This window comes from Microvirga sp. BF8, assembly GCF_059888585.1.
The window spans coordinates 925,979-941,725 of the sequence record NZ_CM187619.1 but is presented as its reverse complement, the minus strand read 5'-3'; the positions used below and the strand labels follow the sequence as shown (position 1 = coordinate 941,725).

Genomic DNA, 15,747 nt, shown 5'->3' with positions numbered 1-15,747 from the left:
CGGCTCACCGGAGTTTCAGGGTGGCAAGCCCGACCAGCGCCAGGACGACTGAGATGATCCAGAACCGGATCACCACCTGCGGCTCGGTCCAGCCGAGTTGCTCGAAATGGTGATGGATCGGTGCCATTTTGAAGACGCGCCTGCCGGTGAGCTTGAACGACGCGACCTGGATGATCACGGACATGATCTCCAGCACGAACAAGCCGCCGACGATGGCGAGCACGATCTCGTGTTTCGTCGCGACAGCGATGGTGCCGAGCAGTCCGCCGAGCGCCAGCGACCCGGTATCACCCATGAAGATCTGCGCCGGAGGGGCGTTGAACCAGAGAAATCCGAGACCTGCCCCGATCAGCGCACCGCAGATCACCGCGAGCTCTCCGGTGCCGGGCACGAAATGGATCTGGAGGTAGTTGGCAAAGACAGCGTTACCGGCGAGGTAGGCGATGAAGCCGAAGGTGCCCGCCGCGATCATTACCGGGACGATCGCCAGACCGTCCAGGCCGTCGGTGATATTGACGGCGTTGCCGGCGCCGACGATCACGAACCCGCCGAAGACGATATAGAACCAGCCGAGATTGAGGATCAATTCCTTCGAGAAAGGCAGCGCCACTTTGTTGGCGAGTCCAGGGGTCGCCATATACGAGATCGCAATACAGGCGGCCGCTGCGATCAGCGCCTCGATGGCGAGGCGGGAGCGACCCGAAAATCCCTTGTGGGATTGTTTGGTCACCTTGAGAAAGTCGTCATAGAACCCGATGGCGCCAAAGCCCACCGTGACGAACAGCACCACCCAGACATAGTGGTTGGCCAGATTGGCCCAGAGCAGTGTGGAAACCAGCACCCCGGCCATGATCATGAGACCGCCCATGGTCGGCGTGCCGCGCTTCGTCAGCAGGTGCGATTGCGGGCCGTCCTCACGGATCGGCTGACCCTTGCCCTGGCGCACGCGAAGCAGGGAGATGATGGCGGGTCCGAAAAGGAAGACGAAGAGGAGCGCCGTCGCGGTCGCGCCGCCGGTGCGGAACGTGATGTAGCGGAAAATATTGAGAGGGCTGAAATAGGGGCTGAACTCAGCCAACCAGGTCAACATCGATCATCCTTTCAGCGCGTGGCCGGTTTCGCCAGCGCCGTAACGTTCTTTCAGGGCTTTGACAACCAAAGCCATCTTCATGCTCAGCGATCCCTTGACCATGACGGCATCACCCGGCCGTACGGCGGCGCAGACCGCCTCGATCAGATCTGCCGATGCCGGTTCGCGGGCCATGACCTGCGCCTGCGGCAGTTTGCCGGCCAGATGCTCCATCAAGGGGCCGGCCAGGAAGACATGGTCGACCCGGTTGGCTGTGACCGCCTCGGCCAGACCTTCGTGGAGGGCAGGTCCGTCCGCTCCGAGTTCTTTCATGTCGCCGAGGACGGCGATGCGGCGTCCCCGTCGGGGAACCTCCACCGCGCCGAGATTGGCGAGCGCCGCCCGCATCGAGGCTGGATTGGCGTTGTAGCTCTCATCGATCAGCAGCGCTTCGCCATCCTTCAGGGACAGCATGGTCCGCTCGCCGCGACCGACAGGCGGCTTCAGATCCGAAAAAGCGAGCGCCGTCAGCGCCAGATCGGCGCCGAGTGCATGGGCGGCGGCGAGAACGCTCAGGGAATTGAGGGCGATATGCCGCCCCGGCGTCCCGATCCGATAGGCCAGTGGCTGGCCAAAAACCCGTGCCTCCACGATGGACAGGTCGGGTTTTACGATGATGCGCTCCGCGCGGACATCAGCGCCATCGCTCTCGCCGAAGGTCACGACACGCCCGGCCCGCGAGGCGAGTGCGTGCGCGCGCAGGCGATCGAAATAGGAGTTGTCGCGGTTGAGGACCGCCGTCCCGCCGGGCTCGATTCCGGCGAAGATCTCTCCCTTCGCGTCCGCGATGCCCCAGATCGAGCGGAAGAACTCAATATGGACAGGCTCGACGGTCGTGACGACGGCCACGTGCGGTCGGACCATCGCCGTCAAGGGAAGGATTTCCCCGGCATGATTCATGCCGATCTCGAAAATCCCGAACTCGGCCTCGCGGGGCATGCGGGCCAGGGTCAGGGGCACACCCCAATGGTTGTTGTAGGAGGCGACCGAGGCATGGGTCGCGCCCTGGCGGGCCAGGGCGAGGCGCATCGCTTCCTTGGTGCCCGTCTTCCCCACGGACCCGGTGATCGCCACGATCTTCGCACCACTCCGCTCACGGGCGGCGCGTGCGAGCTGGCGCATCGCTTCCAGCACGTCGGGCACGACGATGAGCCGGTCCGCCTCCTTGAAGCCAGGAGCCTTTTCCTCGGAGACGAAGGCAGCGGCAGCTCCCCTCTCGAGTGCCGTTGTTACGAAATCGTGGCCATCATGGACGTCGCCCTTGATGGCAAAGTAAAAATCGCCGGGAGCGAGCGTGCGCGTATCGATGGAGGCGCCCGACGCCGGTGCCACGCCCGCGCCGATCCGGGCGCCGGTCGCGGCCGCGATTTCATCCAGGGTCCATAGGGGCGTCGTCATCCCTGCCTCTCCGCAATGGCCGCCCGAACTTCGTCGTGATCCGAGAACGGCAGGGTCCGGTCGCCGATGATTTGGCCCGTTTCATGACCTTTGCCCGCCACGACGAGGACATCTCCCGGGCGGAGGTCGTTCACGGCGGTCCGGATGGCCTGCGCCCGGTCGCCGATCTCACGGGCGCCGGGGGCGCCTTTCATGATTTCCGCGCGGATCGCCGCCGGATCTTCGGAGCGAGGATTATCGTCCGTGATGATCACGGCATCCGCCTTCTCGACGGCGATCCGGCCCATCAGGGGGCGCTTGCCGCGGTCCCGATCGCCGCCGCAGCCGACGAGACAGATGAGCCGCCCCTTCGTGAAGGGGCGCAGCGCGTCGAGCACATGGGCGAGCGCATCGGGCTTATGGGCATAATCGACGATGCAGAGGGCGCCGTCGATCTCGCCGACCCGTTCCAATCGGCCCGAAACACCCTTCAGGTGAGCCAAGCCCGCCACGATATCCGCCGCGTGCTTCTCGCCTTCGACAGCCATCACAAGGCCCGCCGCGAGCAGGGCATTCTCGATCTGGAAGCCCCCCAGGAGCGGAAGCGTCGTGCGCAGAGTCCGACCGAAGGCCTCAACCGTCAGGCTTTGCCTGAAGCCGTCGGGTTGCGCATCGACAAGACGAAGCGCAGTGCCCGCGCTTCCCGTCGTCAAAAGTGTCCGTCCGGCCCGCCGGATTCCTTCCATGAAGACATCCGCGTACGGGCCATCCGCATTGACGACCGCTGGAGCGCCGCTCGGCAGGAGCGTATCGAAGAGACGCAGCTTTGCAGCCGCATAGGCCTCGGTCGTGCCATGATAGTCGAGGTGATCGCGGCCGAGGTTGGTGAAGCCGGCAGCACTCAGGCGAACCCCGTCGAGCCGGCGCTGGTCGATGCCGTGGGACGATGCTTCCATCGCCAGCCGGGTGACGCCGTCCCGCGCCAGATGGTCGAGAGTCTCGTGCAGCGAGATCGGATCCGGTGTGGTCAGCGATCCGTAGGCGGCGCCATCGGATGTGATGACACCGAGGGTACCGAGGCTCGCCGATTTATGCCCGAGCATGGCGAAGAGCTGGCGCGCAAAATCCGCCACGGAGCTCTTGCCGCTCGTGCCCGTGACGGCAACGATCTTCTCGGGCTGCCGCGGAAAGTACCGGGATGCGGCTTCGGAAAGAGCACGACGCACATCCGGGACGCGCAGGAAGACGACATCCGACGGCAGATCCGAGGGACGATCGGCCTCTCCGACGATGGCGATCGCGCCCGCCGTTGCAGCCTGGGCGACGAAGCTCATGCCGTCCGCTTTCGTTCCCGGCACCGCGAAGAATACGGAACCCGCCTCGACCTTACGGCTGTCGGAGGTGATCTTCGCAACGGCGAGCGAAGCTCCGGCATGGTTCTGCGCCTCGGGAAGGAGGTCACTCAGAAGGAAGCTTTTCGTCGGCATTATTTCGTGCCCCATGCGCCCAGGCGCGACATCAGAGGGAAAGGCTGCGCGGGCGGCTCGAACCGGGGCGGAACCCCAAGCAGGGGCGCCACGCGCTCGATGATATTGCCGGTGATCGGGCCCGCATTCCAGCCGGCCGTGGAGAAGCCATAGGTGCCTTCGACGGCCTGGGGTTCGTCCATGATTGTCAGGAAGACGTATTTCGGCTTGTCGGCCGGCAATATTGCCGTGAATGTCGTCAAGTTCTTGTTCTTCGAGTAGCGCCCGTTGACGACCTTCTCCGCCGTACCGGTCTTTCCACCCACGAAGAAGCCCGCGATGGCCGCGGCGGATGCCGAACCCGCAGGGTTGGAGGCATTGAGGCGCATCACGTAGCGCAGAGCTTCGCTCGTTTCGGGCTTGATAACCTGCAGCGCATCCTTGCGGGCCGCTGCCTCGTCACGCTTGAGGAAGGTCGGCGTGATCAGGGCACCGCCGTTCACGAGCGCGCCGACAGCCATCAGGGCCTGCAGCGGGGCGACTGCAAGCCCGTGTCCGAAGGCAATGGTCATGGTATTGAGTTCACCCCACCTTGGCGGGACGATCGGCTCCGCATTCTCGGGCAGCTCCGTCTTGAGCCGCGTCAGCTGGCCCATCTTGCGCAGGAAGGCCTTATGCCCTTCGACGCCGATCCCGAGCGCCATGCGCGCAGTGCCGATGTTGGACGAGTGGATGAAGACCTCCGGCACGGTCAGCACGCGGTGCGTCGCATGGTAGTCGCCGATGGTGAACTTGCCGTAGCGCAGACCTGAACGGGCATCGAGCGAGGAGTTGATGGTGAACTTGCCCGAATCCAGCGCCATGGCGGTGGTCAGGGCCTTGAAGGTGGAGCCCATCTCGAACACGCCGACATTGATGCGGTTGATGCGGTCGCTCTCCAATGCGTCGACCGGATTGTTCGGGTCGAAGTCAGGAAGCGAAACGAGCGCAATCATTTCGCCCGTGTTCACATCCATGATGGCGCCGGCCGCTGCCTTGGCCTTGAACTTCGCCATGCCTTTGGCGAGTTCGTCGCGAAGTGCATGCTGGACGCGCAGGTCGAGGGACAACTGCACCGGCTTGAGGTCCGCCGCCGAGATGGCAAAGCCGGCGCCGTTCAGGTCCTGAAGCCCCTGACTGTCGATATATTTCTCGATGCCGGCGATGCCCACATTGTCGACATTCGCGAAGCCGAGAACATGGGCGGCCGCTTCGGCGTTCGGGTAAATGCGCTTGTTTTCGGGCAGGAAGCCGATGCCGGGAATACCGAGGCGATGCACCTCGGCCTGCTGGCGCGGCGTGATCTCGCGTTTCACCCAGACAAAGCCTTTTTTCGTGCCGAGCTTGTTGCGCAGATCCGTGGCGTCGAGATCGGGAAGGACAGCGGTCAGCAGTTCGACCGCTTCATCCTTGTCGATGATATTGCGCGGTTCGGCGAAGACCGACACCATCTTGACGTCGGTCGCGAGAATGTTGCCGTTGCGGTCGACGATGTCGGGGCGTGCCGCCGAGATCTCCAGCGATGCCGCCCGACGCACTTCGCTTGAGGTGTCGCTGGTCATCGCAAGGTAGACGAGCCGTCCCCCGATGACGCTGAACAGGCTCGCGAAGCAGAGCGCCGTGAAGCCGACGCGGGACGTACTCTTGTCCACCCGGAGGCGAAACAATTCGCGCACATAGCTCAAAACGCTGCGCCTGGGGGCAGCGTCCTGGCCGATCAGATCCGGATCGAACTTTTGCAGCACGGCTTACCGTCTCGGAGTTTGTGTGGTCGGGGTGCGGGCGTCGCTGTTCTTGTCCTTGGGCGTCGATGTCGGCTCGAGCAGCCCGAGCGCTTCGAGCTTGCGTCCGATCTCGTCCTCACGTGCCGGACGGTTCGGCAAGTCGGACAGCCGCGCGAGCTGCTGGATCTTCAAGGGCTGAAGATCGAGATGTTGATCGACCGCGGCCTGCAGCCGGTCTGGGCGGTCGAGATATTGCCACTCGGCCTGGAGCACGGCGATGGCATCGCGTTCGCGTTGCACTTTCGCTTTCAGCTTCGCCACCTGCTCGACATAGTAGAGGGTCTCGTATTTGACCGAATAGGCATATCCCGCCGATGCGATGAGCATGGAAATGGCAATGATGTGAAGCAGGCGGATCACCGGCGCCCTCCCCGTTTCTCGGCAGTCTGCGGCAACTCGGCAAGCATGGTAATGGCGCTCAAAGGTTCCTGCGGCGGCGTATCGGTTCTTAACCCGGCTCGCAGCTTTGCCGAGCGCGCGCGCGGGTTGCGTGCGACTTCGGCGTCGCCCGGAGCGACAGGTCCCCGGGTGATGGCCTCGAAGGTCGGCTCCGGCGCAGCGATTCCGGGCAGATGGCGGGACCCGCTCGGGCTTCGCCCCGTACGGGCCGCGAAGAACTGCTTCACGATCCTGTCTTCGAGGGAATGGAAAGTGACGACGGCAAGACGTCCACCTGACTTCAGAATGCGCTCCGCAGCATGCAGCGCCCGGACCAATTCGCCCAACTCGTCGTTGACAGCAATGCGCAGCCCCTGAAACACGCGCGTCGCAGGGTGGATGCCGCCCGGCTCCTGGCGGATCAGCGAGGCAACGAGATCGGCGAGTTGGCCTGTCGTCTCAAAGGCCTGCCTGCGCCGGGCTTCGACGATCGCGCGGGCGACGGCGCGGGCACGACGCTCCTCACCATAATGATAGAATATGTCGGCGAGCTCCGCTTCGGAGGATTCATTTACGAGATCGGCAGCGCTCGGGCCCTCTCGCTCCATGCGCATATCGAGAGGTCCGTTGCTGCGGAACGAGAAGCCGCGCTCCGCTTCATCGAGTTGCATCGACGACACCCCGATATCGAGCACCACGCCATCGACGCTCTCCGACCCGTTCTGACGGGCAATCTGGTCGAGATGGCCGAAGCGGCCCTGCACGAGCACGAGGCGTCGCTTGACCCGCGAGGCCAGTGCCGCGCCACCGGCAATCGCATCGGGATCGCGGTCGATGGCAATGACGACGTTGCGGGAATTGGCATCGAGAATGGCGCGCGTATAGCCTCCGGCGCCAAACGTACCGTCGATGTACGTCCCGCCGCTTTTCGCATCCAGCGCTGTGCAGACCTCCTCCAGGAGAACGGGGACGTGACGGGTCGGTCCGCCAGCGGCTCCGGCTCCTGGGCCGTCGCCGCGTCCCATCATCGCTCCCGTACTCCTGGTGAGATATCCTGCACCGAACGCTCCACGACCCGGCCGCCCAAGACCCTCTTCAGATCTCGCACCTTCGTACGCGCCTCCTCCAGATGCGCACGGAAATGCTCGGGCTCCCAAATCTGGAACTTGTGACCGAGTCCGACGAACGTCACCATGTCCGCGATCCCGGCATGTACTTTCACTGTATCCGTCAGGATGACACGCCCCTCCGGATCGACCTTGAGAATCTCGCTGGTTCCGAACAACGCCGTCGACAGCTGATCCCGTTCGTCCGAATAGGGCGACAGCGTCGACAAGAACGCATCGATCTCGTTCAGGAGAACGTTGCCGCCCGCATCCAGAGCCGGCGCGTCGAGCGCCGGATGAACGTAGAGTCCCTCGAACCCATCCACGGCCAGCACCGCGCGGAAAGATGCGGGGATCGAGACCCGACCCTTCGAATCCAACTTGTTGGTGAAATTGGACACGAAGCGGTTCATGGGCCGCGGCTCGCGCTCTCCTGATTGTCAGCCCCCCGGCAGATCTCATCGATCCACCACCCGACGCCGGTGAAGACGCCTCATTCTGAACAATGCAGCCAGATCCTTGTGCGGGCCTGACCATCCCTTCAGAAGACACCGTCGGCGGGATGATTTGGGATAACATGGGAGGTTATGGGCGTCAACGAAATGGGGCTGGTACGAGGGCTTGTCGGCACGCGACACACATCAGAATTGTTTAGGGTTAATGAATCGTAAGCAGAGCAATGGTTTGCCCGATGTTTTCGAATTTTCATCCTGTGGAAAAGGTCGTCAGCCGGCCTGTAAGCCGGGTTCTGTAGGGCCCAAGGCGCGAGCCTTGAACGTGGCGGCCATTCCTCTGGGACGGTCATTGCTGACCGCCTCAAGCAACCAACCCGGACGACGAGCCTGGAAACAAGCCTGGCGCGAACGCCTGTCGTCCCTATTCGGTTTTGCTCCTGGTGGGGTTTGCCGTGCCGTCCGCATCACTGCGTCCGCGGTGCGCTCTTACCGCACCCTTTCACCCTTACCTCGCAAAGCGGGGCGGTCTGCTTTCTGTGGCACTTTCCCTAGGGTTACCCCCGCCGGACGTTATCCGGCACCGTGTCTCCATGGAGCCCGGACTTTCCTCTCCGCATGGCGGAGCGGCCGCCCGGCCGACTGACGCGTTGGATGTGGGGGAATGAATGGGTATTCGTCAAGGGTTCTATTCGGCTTTGGCCGTGATGGTCTTCACCTTGGCGCAATAAACCCGCGATGCGCGGGTCATCGTCTGGGTGCGGTGCCCAAACTGATAGCGCAGGATCGTGCCGCACGTATCGCCGCCGGCGAGCTTGTACGCCTGCGCCAGATATTTGAGGCCGTAGCGAAGGTTCGTCTCCGCATCCAGAAGGCCCGCCGCGCTGCCCTGGTATCCAAGGGACTGCGCGGTCCGGAAGTTGATCTGGGTCAGGCCCATGTTGGGACCATTCCGGACGCTGGGGTTGTAGCGGCTCTCGATCCGGACAACGGCGTCGGCCAAGGCATAGGGTAGTTCATGCTCCGAGGCATAGCGCACGATAAGCGGCCTTAAGGCATTGGCGCGAACATCGTCGCCACCCTTCGACTTGATCCGAATGCCCGGGGCGATGGAGGCAGTCATCGCCGCCTTCTCTTCACTGGCGGACTCCGCGTGTGCCGCGGTCTCCCCCATCGGGGTTGCACTCGCCACAACCGGCGGCTCGGGGGGAACAAGGCTGGACCCCTCGCCGCCTTCGGCGCGGGCTTGCGAGGCAAATGCAAGAGCAGCGGCACCCAGCATCGCGACAACGATCGTTCTGAAGAAATGCTGCAAAGTCATATGGCTCTCCCACGAACGACCAAGTGCGATCATTGGCTCGGTGAGGCCGAATTAGGGCAAAGATGTGACACAGCAAATCGCAACGATATTCAAAAACTTCTTAAGCTAGACCATTAGAAGTATGCAATCTACTCACAATATCCCAGTTATAGCCTGTGTGCTTTCGGTAAGGCCTTTTGTACAGATAATTCCTATCATGAGGAACTGTTTGGCCTGCGGAGAGTTGGCGTCTGCGTAAGGTCAAGCTAAGTAGGGTCGGGCGATCCACGGCCCACTAACGACAGGGAAGCTTCCATGAAAAAGATCATCACAGCCATCGCAGCTGGCGCCCTCACCCTCTCGATGGCAGCCTGCAACACTCCTGGCGAGCGTGCAGTCGGCGGTGCGGCTATTGGCGGTCTCGCAGGTGCAGCCATTGGTGGCGCTGCGACGGGTCGCGGAAGCGGCGCTCTTGCCGGCGCGGCCATCGGAGCAGCCGGTGGCGCCATGGTCGGCGCGGCCACCACCCCCTCGCGCCCGGCCTGCCCCTACGGCACATATCAGGACGTGTACGGCAACATCTACTGCCGCTAACCGTCTGCGCATGAATTTTAGGGGCCGGAACGTTCCGGCCCCTTTTCTTTTGCTGGGACTTGAGCTTACCACTCAAGACCATGATTCAGTCGATTTGGGGCAAGTTGGGTGGCGCGGGGCTCGGGCTCGCATTGGGGGGACCGATCGGGGCCCTCCTGGGCGGCGTCGCGGGCCATATGTTGATCGACCGTGAAGGCGCGATCTTCGGACGCCCGCCGAAGGACGTCGTCTTCACCATGGGATTGGTGGCCCTGGCCGCCAAGATGGCAAAGGCGGACGGTGTCGTTGTCGACCGCGAGGTCATGGCGTTCGAGCAGATCATCGAGGTTCCTCCGAACGAGCACGAGCGCGTGACGCGCCTGTTCGATCTGGCCAAAGAGACGCCGGACGGTTTCGAAGCTTATGCCCGTCAGATCGGCGATGCCTTCCAGGACGAACCAGCGCTTCTGGAGGATGTCCTCGACGGCCTGTTCCACATCGCCAAGGCCGACGGTGCGGTGCACGACGCCGAGTTCGCCTATCTGCGCGATGTCGCGACGATCTTCGGCTTTTCGCCCGCCGATTTCGAACGTATCGCGGCGCGCCACGTGAGACGGCCCGACGATCCCTACATGATCCTGAAAGCAGATCGCGACATGAGCGACGACGAGTTGAAGCGGCACTACCGCAAGCTCGTTGCCGAGAATCATCCCGACCGGGAAATTGCACGCGGCTTGCCGCCCGAAGCGGTGAAGATCGCGACGGTACGGCTCGCCGTCATCAATGCCGCTTGGGAACGCATCGCCTCCGAGCGGAATCTCAGGTAACCCGATGAGCACGCCCCTTTCTCCCGAGAGCACCGTTGCCGCGAAGGTCTTCCCTTCGCCAAATCACGGGGAAAGGAAGGGCGGCCAGCGTCCTGACATGCTGATCCTGCACTACACCGGCATGCCGGAGGCAGGAGAAGCCCTGCAGTGGCTGTGCAATCCGGTGTCCCAGGTTTCCGCCCACTACTTCGTGTTCGAGGATGGACGCGTTCTCCAGATGGTGCCGGAAGCCCGCAGGGCCTGGCATGCGGGCGCATCCTTCTGGGACGGCGAAACCGACATCAATTCCCGCTCGATCGGCATCGAAATCGCCAATCCGGGACATCCCGGCGGCCTGCCCTCATTTCCGAAGCAGCAAATCGACAGCGTCGTGGCCTTGGCGCGCGACCTCATCGGCCGGTGGCGGATCTCTCCTACCCGCATCCTCGCACATTCAGACGTCGCCCCGGGACGCAAGCTCGATCCCGGCGAGGCTTTTCCCTGGCAGCACCTCCATGAGGAGGGCGTTGGTCACTGGGTTGCGCCGGCGCCGATCCGCGACGGCCGCTTCTTCGCTCGCGGCGACGCGGGCATGCCCATCGAGGCGCTCCAGGCCATGCTCGCGATGTATGGCTACGGCCTGAAGATCACCGGGGTGTTCGACGAGAATACGGAAAAGGTCGTTGCGGCCTTCCAGCGGCACTTCCGGCCCGAGCGGGTCGATGGGGTGGCCGACGCATCGACCATCACGACCTTGCGGGATCTCATCGCCAAGCGGCCACACGCCCCATGACAAAGAGTTAACTCGAATCCGGCCAGGAAATCCGCCAGAATGTTATTTGTACGTCATGGCGTGAAGGGCTCGAAGGTGCAACGGATCTGGTTGTGGTTGATCGGCATTCTGGCCGTTGCGGGTACGGCCGGTTTCCTTCTGTGGCGGCCCGCGGGCGGGAGCGCATCCGACACCACCTTCAGGCTCGCGGCGGTGGAACGGGGCCCGATCACGGCGAGCGTGCGGGCCACGGGGACGCTCAACCCGGTGACGACCGTGCTCGTCGGCTCGCAGCTTTCCGGCCAGGTCGTGGAGATCCTCGCCGACTACAACACGCCGGTCCAAGAGGGCCAGGTGGTGGCCCGCCTCTATTCCGAGCAGATCAAATCCCGCCGTGATGCCGCCTTGGCCGACCTTGCCCAGGCGAGGGCGGACCGGGACACGAAGAAGGCACAGATCGACAAGGCCAGGTCCATGCTGCAGCGATCAGAAGCGGTCGCCACCGATCTCGGAGCGCAGCGTGACCGTGCGCAGGCACAACTCGCCGAGGCGCAGCGCAACTTCGAACGGCAGACCGAACTGGTGGCCCGCGCCGCCGGCACCCAGAATGCCCTCGATCAGACGAAGACACAGCTCGACATTCAGAAAGCGGCCCTGGTTTCAGCGCAGGCCCAGATCGCATCCAACAAGGCCGAGACCGAGGGGCTGAAGGCGGATCTTTCCCTTGCGGAAGCGAGCGTGAAGTCGGCAGAGGCCCTCATCCTCCAGCGCGAGGCGAAACTGAAAGATATCGAGATCGATCTTGCCCGGACCGAGATCCGGTCACCGGTCGACGGGGTCGTGGTCAAGCGCGACATTGAGCTCGGCCAGACCGTGGCCGCGTCCCTTTCGGCGCCGACCCTCTTCACGGTCGCGCAGGATCTGCGGGAAATCGACATCTACGCCAATATCGACGAGGCCGATGTGGGACGCCTCAAGCCAGGACAGGCGGTCACCTTCACTGTCAACGCCTATCCGAACCGCGCCTTCAGCGGCTCCGTGCGCCTCGTCCGCCTCGGCGCCCAGACGGTTCAGAACGTGGTGACCTACACGGCCGTCATCGGCGTGAGAAACACGGATATGGCCCTGCTTCCCGGCATGACGGCCAATCTCCAGATCATCACCGACGAGCGAGATGACACCTTGCGCATCCCGAACGCCGCTCTCCGTTTCCGCCCGGTGGGCATGGCAGTGGCGGCCCGACCGTCTCCGCCGGACACTCGGAAGGGCCAGCCGGGGCGTCGGACTGGAACGCGGCCAGTGTCAGATCCTGGCACGGAGGGGCGCGTCTACCGTCTCGTGAATGGAAATCCCGAACTTGTCCCGGTCCGTCTCGGCGTGACCGATGGAAGCGTTACGGAGGTGCTCAGGGGTGACCTGAAGGAAGGCGATGCGATCATTGTCGGAGGCGGAGTACGCGGCACTTCACAGGAGATGGATCAGCCACGCTCCTCGCAGCGTCCCCGTCCTCCACGCATGTTCTAGGAATTCGTCGTGGCGCTGATCGAAACCCGCGGCCTGCGCCGCATCTACGATCTCGACGGCGGGCGTGTCGTCGCATTGGATCATGTCGACCTCGATGTCGAACAGGGTGAGTTCGTCGCGGTGATGGGACCTTCGGGCTCCGGCAAGTCCACATTCATGAACCTCGTCGGCTGCCTCGACCGGCCGACCGATGGCCATTACCGGCTGGCCGGCACGTCGGTCGAAAGTCTCGACGCGGACGGACTTGCGCGCCTGCGCAACCGCGAGATCGGATTCGTGTTCCAGCAGTTCAATCTCCTGCCGCGGGTTGATGCCATCGGGAATGTCGAATTGCCGATGATCTATGCGGGCGTCGATCGCCGCACGCGCCATCAACGCGCCCTGGGCGCCCTGAATCGTGTCGGCCTCGCAGACCGCGCCCATCACCGCCCGATGCAATTGTCTGGCGGGCAGCAGCAACGCGTCGCCATTGCACGGGCGCTCGTGAACACGCCGAGCCTTCTCCTTGCCGATGAGCCGACAGGCGCTCTCGATAGCCGCACGGCCAGCGAAATCCTGGCGCTGTTCCAGGAATTGAACCGTGAGGGCGTGACGATCGTCCTCGTCACCCACGATGCCGAGGTGGGACGCCATGCGCGCCGCCTCGTCCGGTTCAGGGACGGTCGTGTCATCGAGGACAGCCTTCAGACACCTCTTGACGCCCGAAGCGAGGAGTTCCTGGCATGAGGCTGATCGAGGCCATCCGGTCCGCGTTATCCGCCATCACTGCCAATGCCCTGCGCAGCTTGCTCACCATGCTCGGCATTGTAATCGGTGTCGCAGCAGTGATTGCCATGGTCGCCATCGGCTCGGGAGCGCGCAATCTGGTCGACCGGCAGATCCGCTCGCTCGGTGCGAACCTTGCCATCGTCACACCCGGCAACGTCACACAGGGCGGCGCCCGTCTCGGCGCTGGCGCAGCGTCATCCCTGACTGACGAGGATGCTCAGGCCATCAAGAGCGAGATCGACGGCGTAACGGCGGCCGCGCCGTTCGTGCAGGGTGGAACGCAGGTCGTCGCGGGTGGCAACAACTGGGCGACGCGCATCTATGGTGTCGACAACGATTGGTTCGAGGCGCGGGAATGGGACGTAGCGGTCGGTCGCGGCTTCGATCCTGAAGAAATCCGCCGTGGCGACATCGTCGTCATCCTCGGGCAGACGGTCGCGCGCAATCTCTTCGGGGAGGATGATCCCATCGACCAGACGATCCGCGTGCGCAACGTGCCGTTCCGGGTCATCGGCGTCATGGCGCCGAAGGGCCAGTCTGCATTCGGTCAGGATCAGGACGATGTGATCTTCGTTCCCCTCGATGCGGGGCGGCGGCGCGTCATCGGACGGAACTATGCCAAAGACCGTTCCGTCGGCTCGATCTTTGTAAAATTCGCTCAGGAACAGGACATCGAGCCCGGCATCGAGCTCATCACCCAGCTTCTCCAGCAGCGCCACCGCATCGTCCGCGACCAGGAGGATGACTTCTCGATCCGCAACCTGACCGAAATCGCCAACACGGCCTCCGCGTCGGCCAATACGCTGTCGATGCTGCTTGCCGCGGTTGCCGCGGTTTCGCTTCTCGTCGGCGGGATCGGCATCATGAACATCATGCTCGTCTCGGTCACCGAGCGCACCCGCGAGATCGGCCTGCGCCTCGCAGTCGGCGCGCGCCCCCGAGACATCCTCTCCCAGTTCCTGATCGAGGCTACGACGCTCTCGACGATCGGGGGCATCCTCGGAATAGGGCTTGGGGTGGGCGTAGCTTATTTCGTCGCACGGCTCGCGGGCTGGCCGTCTCTTGTGTCATCCGACGCCATCGTCATCGCAGTCGGATTCTCCGCCCTCGTCGGTATCTTCTTCGGGTTCTATCCGGCCCGGCGCGCGGCGAAGCTCGATCCTATCGAGGCGCTTCGCAGGGAGTAGCTCAAAGCATCGCGTAGGATCGGATCCGGGGCGCGCACCCTCACGATGCTCTCTTCCACCTGCAGAGCCAGCAGCGGACCTGAAGCGGCGGCGCCTTCCAGCGCCGATCCCTGAGAGGTTTCACTCGGCGGCTGACAGAAGGCCGCCCGGGATCCGGGCTTTGCGCGCCCGGGCCATGCCGATTCCTGCGACGGCCGCCACAAGTACGAAGAGCTGCGCACCGATGGCCTCCCAGCTCACACCCAGGCCAAGAGCCAAAAAGAAGTCCGGAACGCCCTGGTCGTGGATCGGGACGATCGACTGTTCCTGAAGCTCCAGCACGGCGTTGCCGATGAAGCGGAGTCCCATGACGAAAAGCAGGCCGGATGTCACGAGGAAGATGGGACGAAGAGGAAGGCGCAGCGCCAGCCATTGCATCGCGCCGAAAAGGATGAGGAGACCGATTGCCGCGACACCAAGGCCCCCGAGGATCCCGGTTCCCCATCCGCCGCTTGTCTGTGCGAGCGTGTGCAGGAACAGGACCGTCTCGCCACCTTCGCGGAAGACGGCAAGAAAGGCGATCCCGGCAAGCGAGAACGCCGTGCCAGCATCGGCGGCGCGCGCGGCTGCGCGACGCAACTCCGCCTGCCAGGCCTTCGGATCCTGTCGCAGGAAAAGCCAGCCGCTCATATAGAACATCAGGGCCGCAGCGAACAGCATGACGCCCGCCTCGAGAAGGTCATTGTGAGTGCCGTTGAAATAGGTCTCGAAGACCCACGCCGAACCGAGGCTCGCAACAATCGCGGCGACAGCCCCTGCATAAAGCGGCCGCAACTTGTCGTGCAGATCGGACCGGCGCAGGAATGCCGCCAGAGCAGCAACGATAAGCATGGCCTCCAGTCCTTCACGGAGAAGGATAGCGGCAGCCTGCACTCCCACCGACCAATCGTTCATGATCCCGGCCCACTGTTGCGAACGGATCGCACCAATAGAGCGCTATAGCGGGACATGCAACAAAAAAACGCAATTAAATCAATAGTTTATATATATTCTAAAGTACCCGCGGATGGAACTTGGCCAACCGGCGTCCTTCGACGCCGATGGGGA

General features: G+C 63.5%; 15 protein-coding genes and 1 other RNA gene. 6 read left to right on the top strand and 10 right to left on the bottom strand.

All coding sequences use genetic code 11. The annotated features are described in order from the left end of the window. Positions 1-4: 4 nt before the first annotated feature. From mraY to AC522E_RS04415, 9 genes are all read right to left on the bottom strand, one after another. Positions 5-1,090 (bottom strand): phospho-N-acetylmuramoyl-pentapeptide-transferase, encoded by a 1,086-nt coding sequence (gene mraY, locus AC522E_RS04455; RefSeq protein ID WP_500749186.1) that lies wholly within the window; start codon positions 1,088-1,090, stop codon positions 5-7. Positions 1,091-1,093: 3 nt separating this feature from the next. Beyond that, positions 1,094-2,527, bottom strand: a complete 1,434-nt coding sequence (locus AC522E_RS04450) for a UDP-N-acetylmuramoylalanyl-D-glutamyl-2,6-diaminopimelate--D-alanyl-D-alanine ligase (protein WP_500749185.1) — start codon at positions 2,525-2,527, stop codon at positions 1,094-1,096. Further along, entirely contained in the window at positions 2,524-3,993 is a 1,470-nt protein-coding gene (locus AC522E_RS04445) for a UDP-N-acetylmuramoyl-L-alanyl-D-glutamate--2,6-diaminopimelate ligase (RefSeq protein ID WP_500749184.1), read from the bottom strand. The genes AC522E_RS04450 and AC522E_RS04445 overlap by 4 nt, the downstream gene beginning before the upstream one ends. Next, a complete protein-coding gene (locus AC522E_RS04440; RefSeq protein WP_500749183.1) occupies positions 3,993-5,756 on the bottom strand; it encodes a peptidoglycan D,D-transpeptidase FtsI family protein in 1,764 nt (587 codons plus the stop codon). The genes AC522E_RS04445 and AC522E_RS04440 overlap by 1 nt, the downstream gene beginning before the upstream one ends. Positions 5,757-5,759: 3 nt before the next feature. Beyond that, entirely contained in the window at positions 5,760-6,155 is a 396-nt protein-coding gene (gene ftsL / locus AC522E_RS04435; RefSeq protein ID WP_500749182.1) for a cell division protein FtsL, read from the bottom strand. Beyond that, positions 6,152-7,201 (bottom strand): 16S rRNA (cytosine(1402)-N(4))-methyltransferase RsmH, encoded by a 1,050-nt coding sequence (rsmH, locus tag AC522E_RS04430; protein WP_500749181.1) that lies wholly within the window; start codon positions 7,199-7,201, stop codon positions 6,152-6,154. The genes ftsL and rsmH overlap by 4 nt, the downstream gene beginning before the upstream one ends. After that, a complete protein-coding gene (gene mraZ / locus AC522E_RS04425) occupies positions 7,198-7,692 on the bottom strand; it encodes a division/cell wall cluster transcriptional repressor MraZ (protein WP_500749180.1) in 495 nt (164 codons plus the stop codon). The genes rsmH and mraZ overlap by 4 nt, the downstream gene beginning before the upstream one ends. A 308-nt stretch (positions 7,693-8,000) precedes the next feature. Further along, positions 8,001-8,377, bottom strand: an RNA gene (gene rnpB / locus AC522E_RS04420) — RNase P RNA component class A. Positions 8,378-8,419: 42 nt separating this feature from the next. Further along, positions 8,420-9,052: a transglycosylase SLT domain-containing protein gene (locus AC522E_RS04415; protein WP_500749179.1), complete on the bottom strand. Its 633-nt coding sequence runs from the start codon at positions 9,050-9,052 to the stop codon at positions 8,420-8,422. A gap of 294 nt (positions 9,053-9,346) precedes the next feature. On the opposite strand from AC522E_RS04415, the gene AC522E_RS04410 reads away from it, so the two are divergent. The 6 genes from AC522E_RS04410 (at position 9,347) to AC522E_RS04385 (ending at position 14,661) form a co-directional block, all read left to right on the top strand. Further along, positions 9,347-9,625, top strand: coding sequence for a YMGG-like glycine zipper-containing protein (locus tag AC522E_RS04410; protein WP_500749178.1), 279 nt, complete (start codon positions 9,347-9,349; stop codon positions 9,623-9,625). An 80-nt stretch (positions 9,626-9,705) separates the two neighbouring features. Continuing rightward, positions 9,706-10,431, top strand: a complete 726-nt coding sequence (locus AC522E_RS04405; RefSeq protein WP_500749177.1) for a TerB family tellurite resistance protein — start codon at positions 9,706-9,708, stop codon at positions 10,429-10,431. A gap of 4 nt (positions 10,432-10,435) precedes the next feature. Further along, entirely contained in the window at positions 10,436-11,203 is a 768-nt protein-coding gene (locus tag AC522E_RS04400; RefSeq protein ID WP_500749176.1) for an N-acetylmuramoyl-L-alanine amidase, read from the top strand. A gap of 39 nt (positions 11,204-11,242) precedes the next feature. Then, positions 11,243-12,706 carry an efflux RND transporter periplasmic adaptor subunit gene (locus AC522E_RS04395; RefSeq protein WP_500749175.1) on the top strand — a complete coding sequence of 488 codons (1,464 nt, stop codon included), beginning with the start codon at positions 11,243-11,245 and terminating at the stop codon, positions 12,704-12,706. A 9-nt stretch (positions 12,707-12,715) separates the two neighbouring features. Next, positions 12,716-13,432: an ABC transporter ATP-binding protein gene (locus AC522E_RS04390; protein ID WP_500749174.1), complete on the top strand. Its 717-nt coding sequence runs from the start codon at positions 12,716-12,718 to the stop codon at positions 13,430-13,432. Beyond that, positions 13,429-14,661: an ABC transporter permease gene (locus tag AC522E_RS04385; protein ID WP_500749173.1), complete on the top strand. Its 1,233-nt coding sequence runs from the start codon at positions 13,429-13,431 to the stop codon at positions 14,659-14,661. Before AC522E_RS04390 ends, AC522E_RS04385 begins: the two co-directional genes overlap by 4 nt. A 120-nt stretch (positions 14,662-14,781) precedes the next feature. On the opposite strand, the gene AC522E_RS04380 is transcribed toward AC522E_RS04385, so the two are convergent. Further along, the gene (locus AC522E_RS04380) at positions 14,782-15,594 is read right to left on the bottom strand and encodes an FTR1 family iron permease (RefSeq protein WP_500749172.1); all 813 of its coding nucleotides are present in this window, start codon (positions 15,592-15,594) and stop codon (positions 14,782-14,784) included. Positions 15,595-15,747 lie beyond the last annotated feature (153 nt).

Bases quoted from the DNA above. Each gene is read 5' to 3' on its own strand.
- mraY (WP_500749186.1), bottom strand. From the start codon at position 1,090: ATGTTGACCTGGTTGGCTGAGTTCAGCCCCTATTTCAGCCCTCTCAAT.
- AC522E_RS04450 (WP_500749185.1), bottom strand. From the start codon at position 2,527: ATGACGACGCCCCTATGGACCCTGGATGAAATCGCGGCCGCGACCGGC.
- AC522E_RS04445 (WP_500749184.1), bottom strand. From the start codon at position 3,993: ATGCCGACGAAAAGCTTCCTTCTGAGTGACCTCCTTCCCGAGGCGCAG.
- rsmH (WP_500749181.1), bottom strand. From the start codon at position 7,201: ATGATGGGACGCGGCGACGGCCCAGGAGCCGGAGCCGCTGGCGGACCG.
- mraZ (WP_500749180.1), bottom strand. From the start codon at position 7,692: ATGAACCGCTTCGTGTCCAATTTCACCAACAAGTTGGATTCGAAGGGT.
- AC522E_RS04415 (WP_500749179.1), bottom strand. From the start codon at position 9,052: ATGACTTTGCAGCATTTCTTCAGAACGATCGTTGTCGCGATGCTGGGT.
- AC522E_RS04410 (WP_500749178.1), top strand. From the start codon at position 9,347: ATGAAAAAGATCATCACAGCCATCGCAGCTGGCGCCCTCACCCTCTCG.
- AC522E_RS04405 (WP_500749177.1), top strand. From the start codon at position 9,706: ATGATTCAGTCGATTTGGGGCAAGTTGGGTGGCGCGGGGCTCGGGCTC.
- AC522E_RS04400 (WP_500749176.1), top strand. From the start codon at position 10,436: ATGAGCACGCCCCTTTCTCCCGAGAGCACCGTTGCCGCGAAGGTCTTC.
- AC522E_RS04395 (WP_500749175.1), top strand. From the start codon at position 11,243: ATGTTATTTGTACGTCATGGCGTGAAGGGCTCGAAGGTGCAACGGATC.
- AC522E_RS04385 (WP_500749173.1), top strand. From the start codon at position 13,429: ATGAGGCTGATCGAGGCCATCCGGTCCGCGTTATCCGCCATCACTGCC.
- AC522E_RS04380 (WP_500749172.1), bottom strand. From the start codon at position 15,594: ATGAACGATTGGTCGGTGGGAGTGCAGGCTGCCGCTATCCTTCTCCGT.